Raw genomic sequence first — 13,503 nt, forward strand, 5'->3', positions numbered from 1 at the left:
GTCCCCGGCATGGGCAGCCCCAGCGAACCCGCACCGCGACCGGCCGAGCTCCCCGTACCGCGCACCGCCGACGGGCGCGAAGGGCTGGACGCGCTGCTGCGCGAGCCCCGACGGGCCGTCGTCGCCCTGGACTTCGACGGGACGCTCGCGCCGATCGTCCCCGACCCCGAGCGCGCCCGCGCGCACCCCGAGGCCGTCCCCGCGCTCTCCCGGCTCGCCCCGCTCGTCGGCGCCGTCGCGGTCGTCACCGGACGTCCGGCCGGTACCGCGGTGCGGCACGGCGGCTTCGACGGCGCCCCCGGCCTGGAACGCTTCACCGTGCTCGGCGCGTACGGGGCCGAGCGCTGGAACGCCGCCACCGGAGCCGTCCACGCGCCCCCGCCCCCGCCCGGCATCGCCGCCGTACGCGCCGAACTGCCCGCGCTGCTCGCGGAGTTGGGCGCGCCCCCGGGCACCTGGACCGAGGACAAGGGCCGCGCGCTCGCCGTGCACACCCGGCGCACCGAGGACCCGCAGGCCGCCTTCGACCGGCTGCGCGCCCCGTTGTACGCGCTCGCCGCACGGCACGGGCTGATCGTCGAACCGGGCCGCCTGGTCCTGGAGCTGCGCCCGCCCGGCGTCGACAAGGGCGGCGCGCTGACCGCCTTCGTCCGCGAACACGAGGCCCGCGCCGTCCTCTACGCGGGCGACGACCTCGGCGACCTCGCCGCCTTCGCCGCCGTCCGCGAGCTCCGCGCCGCCGGCGTCCCCGGACTCCTGGTGTGCAGCGCCGCCGAGGACGCGCGCGAAACCGTGCCCCAACTCACCGAATCCGCCGACCTGGTGGCCGACGGCCCCGCCGGCGTCGCCCACCTGCTGCACGCGCTGGCGGTGCGGCTCGGGGGGTGAGCTCAGCCCCCGTCGAGCGCGTCGAGCTGGTCGAGGAACCAGCGGGTGGGCGGGAGTGCGGTCGCGGCGGCGGCGAGGCGGGCGGTGCGGGCCCTGCGCTCCTCGGGGTCGAGGGTGAGCGCGGCGTGCAGGGCGCGGGCTGTGGCCGCGACGTCGTACGGGTTGACGGTGAGGGTGTGCGCCGCCAGCTCCTCGTGCGCGCCGGCCTCGCGGGAGAGCACCAGGGCACAGCCGTCCTCGGAGACCACGGGGATCTCCTTGGCGACCAGGTTCATGCCGTCCCGGATCGGGTTGACCAGCGCCACGTCCGCCATCCGGTAGGCGGCCAGGGAGCGCGCGAAGTCGTCCCGCACGTGCAGCACGACGGGGGTCCAACCCGGGTGCCCGAAGGCCGAGTTGATCTCCTCGGCGACGCGGGCGACCTCCTCGGTGTACTCCCGGTACACGGCCAGGTCCTGCCGGGACGGATAGGCGAAGGCCAGGTGCACCACGCGGCCCCGCCACTCGGGGTGCTCGGTGAGCAGCAGCCGGAAGGCGTGCAGGCCGCGCACGATGTTCTTGGACAGCTCCGTCCGGTCGACCCGGACGACGGTGCGCCGCGGCTCCCCGTCGTCGTCTTCGCCGATCTGGCCGCGCAGCTGCGCCGCGCGCTCCGCGACGTCCTCCCGGTGCGCGCGCTCCCGCAGGAACGCGGCGTCCGCGCCGAGCCCGTGCACCCCGACCCGGGTCGTCCGCCCCTCGCAGCGCACCAGCAACTCGCCGCCGTGCGCGGACGATTCGGTGACCTCGGCGCCGAGCACCCGGGCGCAGCAGTCCACGAAGGCGCGGGCCCAGCGGCGGGTGAGGAACGCGGCCCGGCCGGCGCCGAGCACACCGCGCAGCACCTCGGCCGCGACGTCGTCCGGCAGCATCCGGTAGTAGTCGGGCGGTGCCCAGGGCGTGTGCGAGAAGTGGCCGATCCGCAGGTCGGGGCGGCGCCGCCGGAGCATCCCGGGCACCAGCGTCAGGTGGTAGTCCTGCACGAGGACGGCCGCGCCCTCGGCGGCCTCCTCGGCGAGCGCGTCCGCGAAGGCCGCGTTGTACGCCTCGTACGAGGCCCACTCGCGCGCGAACTCCGCGCCGAACGAGGGCTCCAGCGGCGTCTGGTACAGCATGTGGTGGACGAACCACAGCACCGAGTTGGCGACGCCGTTGTACGCGTCGGCGAAGACGTCCGCCGGGATGCCGAGCATCCGTACGGCCTGGCCGCCGGTGTGCTCCGGGTCCAGCCGGTGCTCCTCCGCCCGCTCCGCGGCGGCCGCGCGGTCGGCCTCGCCGAGCGCCGCGCACACCCAGACCGCGCCCGCCTCGGGGCCGATCGCCGAGAGGCCGGAGACCAGACCGCCGCCACCGCGCCGCGGGGTCAGCGTGCCGTCGTCCTCGCGGGTGTAGGCGACGGGGCCGCGGTTGGAGGCGACCAGGACCTGAGCCTTCCCGTACTCCGGGGCAGCGCGTTCAGCGACCATTTCCGCAGCCTAGCCCTCCGCAGATCCGTTCAAACGTTCCACCAGCGGGCGGGCCGCCCGCGGCTCCACGCTCCCAGCCGCCGGCTCAGGCCGCACGCCGGTGCACGTACTCCCAGAGCTCGCACATCGGCGGCCGCTCCTCCGTGTCCACCGGGTGCGTACGCGCGGTGAACCCGCCCGCCGGGACCCGCTCGAACTGGACCAGCTCCGGGCTGGGCGGCAGCTCCCGCCGCACCGCCCGCTCCCGGTCGTACGGCCCGCTCGCCGGAGCCGCCAGCCGCCGCTGCGCGGTGCGGTGTATCGCCGCGGCCATCCGTCCGAGCGCGGCGCCGTCCTGGTTCCGGTGCCGCCGCACGCCGACGTCGACCTGGGCCAGCGCGTCCAGCCCGGCGAGCTCCAACGCGTCGGTCAGCAGCCCGAGTTCGACGCCGTACCCGACCGGGAAGGGCAGCCGCTCCAGCAGCGAGCGGCGGGCCGCGTACTCGCCGCCCAGCGGCTGCACGAAGCCGGAGAGCAGCGGCCAGTGCAGGTTCAGCAGCGGCCTGGCCACCAGCTCCGTGACCCGGCCGCCGCCCGCGGGGTCGTCGCCGAGCGGCCGGTCGTACATGGCCTTGACCAGCTGCAGCGACGGCTCGGTGAGCAGCGGCCCGACGATGCCGGAGACGAAGTCCGGGGAGAAGCCGACCAGGTCGGCGTCCACGAAGCAGACGATGTCGCCGCTGGTGACCAGCAGTGAGCGCCACAGCACCTCGCCCTTGCCGGGCAGCGCGGGCAGCCGGGGCAGCACCTCGTCCCGGTGCACGACCTTGGCGCCCGCCGCGGCCGCCACCTCGCCGGTGCGGTCGGTCGAGCCGGAGTCCAGCACCACCAACTCGTCGACCAGCGGCACCTCTTCGGTCATCAGCTCCCGCCGGATGACCCCGACGATCTCGCCGACGGTCCGCTCCTCGTTCAGCGCGGGCAGCACGACGCTGACGCTCGTCCCGGGGAGGCCCGCGCCGCGGGCGCGCTTCGCGGCGAGCAATTCGGTGAGCGGACGATCGGCCGCTGACCAGGACCGACGGCTCAGCCACTGATCAACTTCTGGCAACACGCGGATACTCCCGGTCTTTCATCGGTCTGCTGTGATCTGTCTCGCGGTACGGACAGCTGGTTCCGTAAAGGGGGCTGTCCGCTACAGTCTTGAACAACGCGGAGGACCACCGCATGCCGGGGTCGCTCTGCGCACCGGCACGGTCGCGGCAGTACGGCGGCCGTCCGACAACTTCATACAGCTCATCCAGAGGGGCAGAGGGAAACGGCCCGTTGAAGCCCCGGCAACCCTCCAGCCGGTCCTGCATTCCAGCGCGGGGCTCCCGGCTCGGGAAGGTGCCAATTCCGTCTCGTGGCGAGATCCGTCACGGGGAAGATGAGGAGAAAGGGCCTCGCCTCCATGGCTGTGCAAGCCGCACCCGAGCAGTCCGCAGCGTCCGGTTCGACCACTCCCGGCGTCTCTCTCGGACCCGCCACCACACTTTCCTGCCGCGAATGCGGCGAGCGTTTCGCACTCGGCCCGATCTTCGCCTGTGAAGCCTGTTTCGGGCCGCTGGAGGTCGCCTACGACCTGCCCGGCGGCGACCCGGAGACCCTGCGCAAGCAGATCGAGGCGGGGCCCGACAACATCTGGCGCTACGCGCCGCTGCTCCCGGTGCCGGCCGACGTCGCCTCGAAGCCGAACATCAACCCCGGCTTCACCAAGCTCGTCCGGGCCGACCGGCTCGCCGCCGAGCTCGGCATCACCGGCGCCCTGCACGTCAAGGACGACTCCGGCAACCCGACGCACTCCTTCAAGGACCGCGTCGTCGCCATCGCAGTCGAGGCGGCCCGCGCCTTCGGCTTCACCACCCTCTCCTGCTCCTCGACGGGCAACCTCGCCGGTGCCGTCGCGGCCGCCGCCGCGCGGGCCGGGTTCCGCTCGTGCGTGTTCATCCCGCACGACCTGGAGCAGGGCAAGGTCGTCATGGCCGCGGTGTACGGCGGTGAACTCGTCGGCATCCAGGGCAACTACGACGACGTCAACCGCTTCTGCTCGGAGCTCATCGGCGACCCGATCGGCGAGGGCTGGGGCTTCACCAATGTCAACCTCCGCCCGTACTACGCCGAGGGCTCCAAGACCCTCGCGTACGAGATCTGCGAGCAGCTGGGCTGGGAGCTCCCGGACCAGATCGTCATCCCGATCGCCTCGGGCTCGCAGCTGACGAAGATCGACAAGGGGCTGAAGGAGCTCATCTCCCTGGGCCTCGTCGAGGACAAGCCGTACAAGATCTTCGGCGCCCAGGCGGAGGGCTGCTCGCCGGTCTCCCGCGCCTTCAAGGACGGCCACGACGTCGTCCGGCCGCAGAAGCCGGACACGATCGCCAAGTCCCTCGCCATCGGCAACCCGGCCGACGGCCCCTACGTCCTCGACATCGCCCGCCGCACCGGCGGCGCCGTGGAGGACGTGAACGACGAGCAGGTCGTCGACGCGATCAAGCTGCTCGCCCGCACCGAGGGCATCTTCGCCGAGACCGCGGGCGGCGTGACCGTCGGCGTCACGAAGAAGCTGATCGAGGACGGCAAGCTCGACCCGACGCTGACCACCGTCGTCCTCAACACTGGTGACGGCCTCAAGACCCTGGACGCGGTGGCCCCGACCACCGGTCCGACCGCCACCATCCGCCCCACCCTGGAATCCTTCCGAGAGGCTGGCCTCGCATCATGAGCGTGAACGTCCGCATCCCCACCATCCTCCGCACCTACACCGGCGGGCAGTCCGAGGTCGCCGCCGAGGGCGGGACGCTCGAAGAGGTCCTCACCGACCTGGAGAAGAACCACGCGGGCATCGGCGCGCGCGTCCTGGACGACGAGGGCAAGCTGCGCCGCTTCGTCAACGTGTACGTGAACGACGACGACGTCCGCTTCGAGCAGGGCCTGCAGACGCCGACGCCGGACGGCGCGGGCGTCTCGATCATCCCCGCGGTCGCCGGCGGCTGCTGAGCGGCGCCTGACCGATCCAGCGGCCCAGCCGCGGATTTCCACCGAGCTCCGGCCGGTACGCACCCCCGCGTACCGGCCGGAGCTCTGTGCTGTGCGGGGGCGTGCCGGGGGTGCGGGGGTGTGCGCGCGCGGTCGCGTGCGCGGGCCGTCGAGGGGCCTCCGGTCCGCTCCGTACGAGGGGTGTGCGGGAGGGAGAAGTCCGTGGTCGGGGGCGGCAGTTGAATTTTCCATCATGCCGCCCGGGTTGTTCCGTTTCTGTCGTTGTCACAAACGGAAGCGGTAATTCCGCGTCTCAGAACGCGATACAGTGGACGGCGAATCCCCCCGTGAACGTGCCGAACGCGCATAAGAACGCGACAAGTTGTGCCTGAAAACCGAAGGCAAATTGTCGCGAAGATGCGTTATGCCCGGCCCGACTTGTCCTGGGATGTGCGAAGTTGAGCGGATATGGCCGCTCCTCCGCCCCTAGAATTCTCGTCCGATTGACCTGTTGCAGAGGGCTGCCGTCCAGATACATTCAGCCGCGGTCGACGCGTTCCGGCGCACGCCTCCGCTCGCACATGGGGCGGTGGTGAGGTCTGACCCGGGTTCGTGAAGTGCGGGCCTGTGCAAAGGGCCAGCAATAGGGGAGTAGGAATGGCTCAGGGCACCGTCAAGTGGTTCAACGCGGAGAAGGGGTATGGCTTCATCGCGGTCGACGGTGGTGCGGACGTGTTCGTCCACTACAGCGCGATCCAGATGGACGGTTACCGCACCCTGGACGAAGGGCAGCGGGTCGAATTCGAGATCTCGCAGGGTCAGAAGGGGCCGCAGGCGGACATGGTCCGCGTGACCGGCTGAGCGCCGACCACACTGCGCAGAGCGACGAGGGGCCGAATCCCGGAAACGGGATCCGGCCCCTCGCGCTGTGTCGGGGGCCGCCAGGACGGGGCGCAGTCCGCGGGGGCCGTACCTCCCAAGGCGCTTGCGCCCACCCGTCACCCTCATCGAGCCTCCCGAAGGCGCTTGCACTCGTGGGGGCCGAGTGCTAATTATTGCGTTAGCACTCTCCCAGTGAGAGTGACAGAAGGACCGGGTCGGTGAGGTCCACAGCCGGGTGGGGCAAGGAACCATCAGGGGTGAGGCCGTCCGTCGCGGGCGCCAGCGCGGTCCCGAGCATCCGCCCTGAAGGTTTTGCAGGGGTACCCCAGTCCGGGAGGACCACTTCACATGGCCAAGATCATCGCGTTCGACGAGGAGGCGCGGCGCGGCCTTGAGCGCGGTATGAACCAGCTCGCCGACGCCGTCAAGGTCACCCTCGGCCCCAAGGGCCGCAACGTCGTGCTGGAGAAGAAGTGGGGCGCCCCCACGATCACCAACGACGGTGTCTCCATCGCCAAGGAGATCGAGCTCGAGGACTCCTACGAGAAGATCGGCGCCGAGCTGGTCAAGGAGGTCGCGAAGAAGACGGACGACGTCGCCGGTGACGGCACGACGACCGCGACCGTCCTCGCCCAGGCGCTCGTCAAGGAGGGCCTGCGCAACGTTGCCGCCGGTGCCAACCCGATGGCGCTGAAGCGCGGCATCGAGAAGGCCACCGAGGCCGTCTCCGCCGCCCTGCTGGAGCAGGCCAAGGACGTGGAGACCCGCGAGCAGATCGCCTCCACCGCCTCCATCTCCGCCGGCGACAACCAGATCGGTGAGCTGATCGCCGAGGCCATGGACAAGGTCGGCAAGGAAGGCGTCATCACCGTCGAGGAGTCGCAGACCTTCGGGCTCGAGCTTGAGCTCACCGAGGGCATGCGCTTCGACAAGGGCTACATCTCCGCCTACTTCGCGACCGACATGGAGCGCATGGAGGCGGAGCTCGAGGACCCCTACATCCTCATCGTCAACTCCAAGATCTCCAACGTGAAGGACCTCCTTCCGCTGCTGGAGAAGGTCATGCAGTCGGGCAAGCCGCTGCTGATCATCGCGGAGGACGTCGAGGGCGAGGCCCTGTCCACGCTGGTCGTCAACAAGATCCGCGGCACCTTCAAGTCCGTCGCCGTGAAGGCCCCGGGCTTCGGTGACCGTCGCAAGGCCATGCTCGGCGACATCGCCATCCTCACCGGCGGTCAGGTCATCTCCGAGGAGGTCGGCCTCAAGCTGGAGAACGCCGGTCTGGAGCTGCTCGGCCGCGCCCGCAAGGTCCAGATCACCAAGGACGAGACGACCATCGTCGACGGTGCCGGTGACAGCGAGCAGGTCGCGGGCCGCGTCTCGCAGATCCGCGCCGAGATCGAGAACTCCGACTCGGACTACGACCGCGAGAAGCTCCAGGAGCGCCTCGCGAAGCTGGCCGGCGGCGTGGCCGTCATCAAGGCCGGCGCCGCCACCGAGGTGGAGCTCAAGGAGCGCAAGCACCGCATCGAGGACGCCGTTCGCAACGCGAAGGCGGCCGTCGAGGAGGGCATCGTCGCCGGCGGTGGCGTCGCCCTGCTGCAGGCCTCCACGGTCTTCGACAAGCTGGAGCTCGAGGGCGACGAGGCCACCGGTGCGCAGGCCGTGAAGTTCGCGCTGGAGGCCCCGCTCAAGCAGATCGCGGTCAACGCCGGTCTCGAGGGCGGCGTCGTCACGGAGAAGGTCCGCAACCTGACCCCGGGCCAGGGCCTCAACGCGGCCACCGGCGAGTACGTCGACATGCTCGCCGAGGGCATCAACGACCCGGCCAAGGTGACGCGTTCGGCGCTGCAGAACGCCGCCTCCATCGCGGCGCTCTTCCTCACCACCGAGGCCGTCATCGCCGACAAGCCGGAGAAGGCGGGCGCCGGTGCGGCCGACCCGACCGGTGGCATGGGCGGCGACATGGGCTTCTGATCGCCCCGCGATCAGCACCCACGCTGTACCTGCCGGAGACGGCAGACCGAGGGCGGCGCTCCCCGCGAGGGGGCGCCGCCCTCGGCGCGTTCTGGGCACGGTGACGGTGAGCGGCCGGGCACGCGGGCTCCTAGCGTGGAGGGTGGGGTCCGTCCCGTACTGGAGGTGGGAGCCATGGCCGCGCTACCGGAAGGCACTCCCTGCTGGGCCGACGCGATGTTCACCGACCTGGAGGGCGCGAAGAGCTTCTACGGGGACGTGCTGGGCTGGACGTTCGGCGAGAGCGCCACCGAGTACGGCAACTACACGGAGGCGTACTCGGACGGCAAGGCGGTCGCCGCGATCGTGCCGCCGATGCCCGGCCAGGAGGAGCAGTCGGCCTGGTGCCTGTACTTCGCCTCGGACGACGTCGTCGCCACGGCGCGGCGGGTGCGGGACATGGGCGGCGACGTGCTGATGGAGCCCATGCGGGTCGGCGACTTCGGCTCGATGCTGCTCGCCCGGGACCCGGCCGGGGTCGTGTTCGGCGCCTGGCAGGCCGGGCGGCACGAGGGCTTCGAGAAGCGCGGCGAGCGGGGCTCGTTCTGCTGGGCCGAGGTGTTCACCCGGGACCCGGAGAGCTCCGACGCCTTCTTCCCCGGCGTCTTCCCGTACCGGGTGCGGCGGCTGGAGGACGAGGAGATCGACTTCAAGATCTTCGACCTCGGTGACGAGACGGTGCTGGGACGGATGCGGATGGGGGCGGACTTCCCGCCGGAGGTGCCGCCGCACATCCAGCTCTACTTCGCGGTCTTCGACTGCGACGCGGCCGTGGTCCGGGCCACCGACCGGGGCGGGAAGCTCCGGTTCGGGCCGATGACCACGCCGTTCGGCCGCTTCGCGGTGCTGTCCGATCCGCAGGGCGCGACCTTCGCCGCGATCGACACGGGCACCACGGAAGGCGAGATGCCGAACATCTCCGACGCGGCGTAGCGCCCCGGGGGAGTGGCCGGCGACGGACGGGGTAGGGGCACCCCCTCGCGCGACCGCGCGCACGTTCCGGTTACCGAGCTCACGATTCCCCCGGGCCCGTCGGCCGGGTAGTCTGCCGTGGATTTGGCGGGAACACCCATTCGCGTCCGAATCCGCACGAGCGCGGCGAGGTATCCCCTCGTGTCGCCGGACCTGCCCCTCCGACCCCGAGGACACCGTCTGTGGACTCCCTGAACAGCCTCATCCTGGACGTCAACGACGCCTTCTGGGCCTATCTGCTGATCCCGCTGGTCATCGGCGCGGCGCTGTACTTCACCTTCCGCTCGCGAGGGGTCCAGCTGCGGCTGCTGCCCGAGATGTTCCGGGTGATCGGCGGCAAGGCCGAGGTCGGCCCGGACGGGCAGAAGCAGGTGTCCTCCTTCGGCGCGTTCACCATCTCGGCGGCGGCGCGGGTCGGTACCGGCAACATCGCCGGTGTCGCCGCGGCCATCACGGCGGGCGGCGCCGGGGCGGTCTTCTGGATGTGGGTGATGGCGCTGCTCGGCGCGTCCTCCGCGTTCGTCGAGTCCTCGCTGGCGCAGCTGTACAAGGTGCGGGACAAGCGCGCGGGCGGCACGTACCGGGGCGGGCCCGCGTACTACATGCAGCACGGGCTGGGGAAGCGCTGGGCGGGCGGGATCTTCGCCGTCGTCATCACGCTGACCTTCGGGTTCGTCTTCAACGCGGTGCAGTCCAACACCATCGCCTCGGTGGTCTCCGGCTCGCTCGGCGACTCCGGGAACGAGAGCTGGCTGCCGCAGGCCGTCGGCGTCTTCCTGGTCGCGCTGCTCGGCCTGATCATCTTCGGCGGGGTGCGGCGGATCGCGCAGGCGACGACGGTGATCGTGCCGTTCATGGCCGTGCTGTACGTGCTGGTCGGCCTCGTCGTCGTGGTCCTGAACATCGGTGACCTGCCGCGCGTCTTCGCGGACATCATCGGCGGCGCCTTCGGCCTCCGCGAGGTCGCCGGCGGTGCGATCGGTGCCGCGATCCAGCAGGGCATCCGGCGCGGCATGTTCTCCAACGAGGCCGGTCTCGGCTCGGCGCCCAACGCGGCGGCGACGGCCGAGGTCTCCCACCCCGTCAAGCAGGGCCTGGTGCAGACGCTGGGCGTCTTCTTCGACACGCTGCTGATCTGCTCGATGACCGCGTTCATCATCCTGACCAGCAACCCCGACCTGTCCACCCGCCAGGGCGCCGACCTCACGCAGACCGCGTTCACCGACACCCTCGGCGGCTGGGCCGGTCACCTGCTGACGCTGATCGTCTTCCTGCTGGCCTTCAGCACGCTGATCGGCAACTACTACTACGGCGAGTCCAACATCCAGTTCCTCACGAAGAAGAAGTGGGTGCTGCCGAGCTTCCGGGTGCTGGTCCTGTGCGTCGTCTTCGCGGGCGCGCTCGGCTCCGTCGACGTGGTGTGGAACCTGGCGGACGTGTTCATGGGCGGCATGGCGCTGGTCAACCTGCTCGCGATCCTGCCGCTCTCCGCCGTCGCCTGGAAGCTGCTCGCCGACTACCAGGAGCAGCGCCGCCAGGGCCTCGACCCCGTCTTCACCCGGGATCGCGTCCCCGGCCTGCGCGGCGAGATCGAGTGCTGGGGGCCGTCCTCCGAGCCGTCCCAGGAGCGGAAGACGGCGGACGAGCCGACTGCCTGACCTCCCTGCCCTGAGCTTCCTGAGCCCGGCGCCGGTCCGTATGTGCGGACCGGCGCCGGGCTTCGGCGTTGTGTGCGGGCGTCAGCTGTCGAGGGCGTTCCTGAGCGCGTCGACGGTGATCCGGCGGGCGACGGCCGTGCCGGCGCAGTCGCGGAGGCTGTCCAGCATCAGGAAGTCGTGCACCACGCCCAGGACGCGGACCGCCGTCACGTCCACGCCCGCCTGCCGGAGCTTCGCCGCGTACGCCTCGCCCTCGTCCCGCAGGACGTCCGCCTCGGCGGTGAGGACGAGGGCGGGCGGCAGTCCGCGCAGCTGGTCGACGGGGGTGCGCAGCGGGGCCGCGTACTGCTCGGTGAGCTGCTGCGGGTCGCTCGTGTACTGGTCCCAGAACCAGATCATGCCGTCGCGGGTCAGGAAGTAGCCCTCGTCGAACCGGAGGTACGAGGGGGTGTCGAAGTCGGAGTCCGTGACCGGGTACAGCAGCACCTGGGCGCGCAGCGGGACGTCCCCGCGCTCCTTCGCCAGCAGCGCGAACACGGCCGACATGTTGCCGCCGACCGAGTCCCCGCACACCGCGATCCGCGCGGCGTCGAGCCCGTGCGCGGCGCCCTCGCCGACGATCCAGCGGCCGACGGCGTAGTTCTGCTCGATCTGCTTCGGGTACTTCGCCTCCGGCGCGCGGTCGTACACCGGGAAGACGGCCGCGGCCCGCGCGCCGACGGCCAGTTCGCGGACCAGCCGGTCGTGGGTGTGCTCGTCCCCGAACACCCAGCCCGCGCCGTGCAGATAGAGCACCACGGGCAGCGGTCCGGTGACCCCGCTCGGGCGGACGATCCGGACGCGGACGGAGCCCCAGGCGCCCGCGTCGACGGTCACCCACTCCTCGTCCACCGCCGGTTTGTCCACGCCCTCGCCGGTCTGGAGTCCGGCGAGGATGTTCCGTCCCTGCTCGGGCGGTACCTCGTAGATCCGCGGGTGCGGTGAGGTGGCCTCGGCCAGTTCCCTGGCGGCGGGTTCCAGTACGGGGTCGGAAGGGGGAGGCGAGTCCGCCATGGTGGGCTCCAGACGTCGGGCGTGCCGGGCGCGGAAGGTGGGGCCTCTCGCATCGTTCGGCCTTCCGGCGGCGCCCGCAAGTCCGGAACCGGCCGGTCCGCGGCGGCACCCGGGTTGATAGGCAAGTGGATGCTTGCCTATTCTGGGGTGGTGGCCGACGACGTCTTCAAAGCCCTCGCCGACCCCACCCGCAGGACCATCCTCGACGAGCTCGCGGAGCGTTCCGGGCAGACACTGTTCGAGATCTGCTCGCGACTGACCATGAAGCACCGGCTCAGCACCTCCCGGCAGGGGATCTCCCAGCACCTCGCCGTGCTGGAGGCCGCCGGGCTCGTCGAGACCAGGCGGGAGGGCCGCTACAAGTACCACGACCTCAACCCCGCCCCGCTGCGGCAGATCGCCGACCGGTGGCTCGCACCCGGCACTCCACCCGAGGAGAACTCCCCATGAAGATCCACCTGACCAGCGTCTTCGTCGACGACCAGGCCAAGGCCGAGCACTTCTACACCCAGATCCTCGGCTTCGCGAAGAAGCACGACGTCCCCGTCGGCGAGACGGACCGGTGGCTGACCGTCGTCTCCCCCGACGAGCCCGGCGGCACCGAACTCCTCCTGGAGCCCGCCGGCCACCCGGCCGTCAAGGCGTACCGCGACGCGCTCATCGGCGACGGCATCCCGCTCGCCCAGTTCGCCGTCGACGACGTGCACGCCGAGTACGAGCGCCTGCGCGGCCACGGCGTCCACTTCACCCAGGAGCCCGTGGAGATGGGCCCCGTCACCCTCGCCGTCTTCGACGACACCTGCGGCAACCTCATCCAGATCGCCACGGAGCCGGAGTAGGGGGTGAGGGTCAATGCGCGGATCAGTCCATACCGTTGACGAGTGGCGCTGACGGTATTCAGGCCAGACGTGAGCCCGGGTGCCGACAGTGGGTCGTACCGCCACAGACTGATTGCCTTCGTCCCGTACTCGAAGAATTCCAGCGAGCGGGAGTAAACCTTCCTCATCCGTGCCCGGCGATGTTAACGTTGGTTAACTTCCGTTCTGGTGGGGGGCGTTGGGGTCCATGCTGTCGGGTTGTCGTTACCGTCTCGCGCTCACGGTCGGGCAGGCGGAGATGTGTGAGGAGTTCGGGAACATCTGCCGGGCAGTGTGGAATACCGGCCTTGACCAGCGGCGTCAGTATCGGTTGCGCGGGGCGTGGATGAATTACGTTCCGCAGGCTGCTGAGCTGGCCGATGCCAAGCGTGAGCATTCCTGGCTCAGGGCGGCTCCCTCCCATGTGCTTCAGCAGACGCTGAGAGACCTGGACCGCGCCTGCCGGGACCACGGCACGTTCAAGGTCCGCTGGCGGTCCAAGAACCGTTGGGCACCTTCGTTCCGCTTTCCGGCTGGGAACCTCATCGCCGTGGAACGGCTCGGCCGGAAGTGGGGGCGGGTCAAGCTCCCCAAGCTGGGCTGGGTCCGCTTCCGCTGGTCCCGCCCCCCCTGGCGGTGAGATACGGTCCGCCACACTGTCCCGCAAGGCCGGGCACT

13 protein-coding genes and 1 riboswitch are annotated in these 13,503 nt (G+C 71.0%); of the genes, 10 read left to right on the plus strand and 3 right to left on the minus strand.

The genetic code is table 11. From position 1 onward, the window contains the following. Window positions 1-9 precede the first annotated feature (9 nt). Window positions 10-888: a trehalose-phosphatase gene (gene otsB / locus HCC30_RS12470; protein WP_169442516.1), complete on the plus strand. Its 879-nt coding sequence runs from the start codon at window positions 10-12 to the stop codon at window positions 886-888. 2 nt (window positions 889-890) lie between these two features. Here otsB and HCC30_RS12475 read toward each other — a convergent pair whose 3' ends face one another. Continuing rightward, window positions 891-2,393, minus strand: a complete 1,503-nt coding sequence (locus tag HCC30_RS12475) for a trehalose-6-phosphate synthase (RefSeq protein WP_169442517.1) — start codon at window positions 2,391-2,393, stop codon at window positions 891-893. 85 nt (window positions 2,394-2,478) lie between these two features. Then, on the minus strand, window positions 2,479-3,486 hold the full coding sequence (locus tag HCC30_RS12480) for a glucosyl-3-phosphoglycerate synthase (protein WP_169442518.1): 1,008 nt from the start codon (window positions 3,484-3,486) through the stop codon (window positions 2,479-2,481). A 179-nt stretch (window positions 3,487-3,665) separates the two neighbouring features. Continuing rightward, window positions 3,666-3,808: riboswitch (SAM riboswitch) on the plus strand. Between the two features lie 17 nt (window positions 3,809-3,825). Between HCC30_RS12480 and thrC the strand changes: the two genes are divergently transcribed. From thrC to HCC30_RS12510, 6 genes are all read left to right on the plus strand, one after another. Further along, window positions 3,826-5,133, plus strand: a complete 1,308-nt coding sequence (gene thrC / locus HCC30_RS12485; RefSeq protein WP_169442519.1) for a threonine synthase — start codon at window positions 3,826-3,828, stop codon at window positions 5,131-5,133. After that, window positions 5,130-5,408: a MoaD/ThiS family protein gene (locus tag HCC30_RS12490; protein WP_169442520.1), complete on the plus strand. Its 279-nt coding sequence runs from the start codon at window positions 5,130-5,132 to the stop codon at window positions 5,406-5,408. Before thrC ends, HCC30_RS12490 begins: the two co-directional genes overlap by 4 nt. Window positions 5,409-6,044: 636 nt before the next feature. Then, entirely contained in the window at window positions 6,045-6,248 is a 204-nt protein-coding gene (locus HCC30_RS12495; RefSeq protein WP_016472377.1) for a cold-shock protein, read from the plus strand. Window positions 6,249-6,617: 369 nt separating this feature from the next. Further along, entirely contained in the window at window positions 6,618-8,246 is a 1,629-nt protein-coding gene (groL, locus tag HCC30_RS12500) for a chaperonin GroEL (protein ID WP_169442521.1), read from the plus strand. A gap of 174 nt (window positions 8,247-8,420) precedes the next feature. Beyond that, complete coding sequence (locus HCC30_RS12505; RefSeq protein ID WP_169442522.1) at window positions 8,421-9,218, plus strand: VOC family protein; 798 nt, start codon at window positions 8,421-8,423, stop codon at window positions 9,216-9,218. Between the two features lie 221 nt (window positions 9,219-9,439). Further along, window positions 9,440-10,915 (plus strand): alanine/glycine:cation symporter family protein, encoded by a 1,476-nt coding sequence (locus tag HCC30_RS12510; protein ID WP_169442523.1) that lies wholly within the window; start codon window positions 9,440-9,442, stop codon window positions 10,913-10,915. A gap of 81 nt (window positions 10,916-10,996) precedes the next feature. On the opposite strand, the gene HCC30_RS12515 is transcribed toward HCC30_RS12510, so the two are convergent. Next, window positions 10,997-11,968, minus strand: coding sequence for an alpha/beta hydrolase (locus HCC30_RS12515; protein ID WP_169442524.1), 972 nt, complete (start codon window positions 11,966-11,968; stop codon window positions 10,997-10,999). Window positions 11,969-12,118: 150 nt separating this feature from the next. On the opposite strand from HCC30_RS12515, the gene HCC30_RS12520 reads away from it, so the two are divergent. The 3 genes from HCC30_RS12520 (at window position 12,119) to HCC30_RS28560 (ending at window position 13,465) form a co-directional block, all read left to right on the plus strand. After that, window positions 12,119-12,418, plus strand: a complete 300-nt coding sequence (locus HCC30_RS12520) for a metalloregulator ArsR/SmtB family transcription factor (RefSeq protein WP_346776601.1) — start codon at window positions 12,119-12,121, stop codon at window positions 12,416-12,418. Then, the gene (locus HCC30_RS12525) at window positions 12,415-12,807 is read left to right on the plus strand and encodes a VOC family protein (RefSeq protein WP_169442526.1); all 393 of its coding nucleotides are present in this window, start codon (window positions 12,415-12,417) and stop codon (window positions 12,805-12,807) included. Before HCC30_RS12520 ends, HCC30_RS12525 begins: the two co-directional genes overlap by 4 nt. Window positions 12,808-13,084: 277 nt before the next feature. Further along, entirely contained in the window at window positions 13,085-13,465 is a 381-nt protein-coding gene (locus HCC30_RS28560) for a hypothetical protein (RefSeq protein ID WP_240979543.1), read from the plus strand. Window positions 13,466-13,503 lie beyond the last annotated feature (38 nt).

The sequence above is a fragment of the Streptomyces sp. HNM0574 genome (assembly GCF_012726235.1).
In the GTDB taxonomy this organism is placed as follows: Bacteria; Actinomycetota; Actinomycetes; order Streptomycetales; family Streptomycetaceae; genus Streptomyces.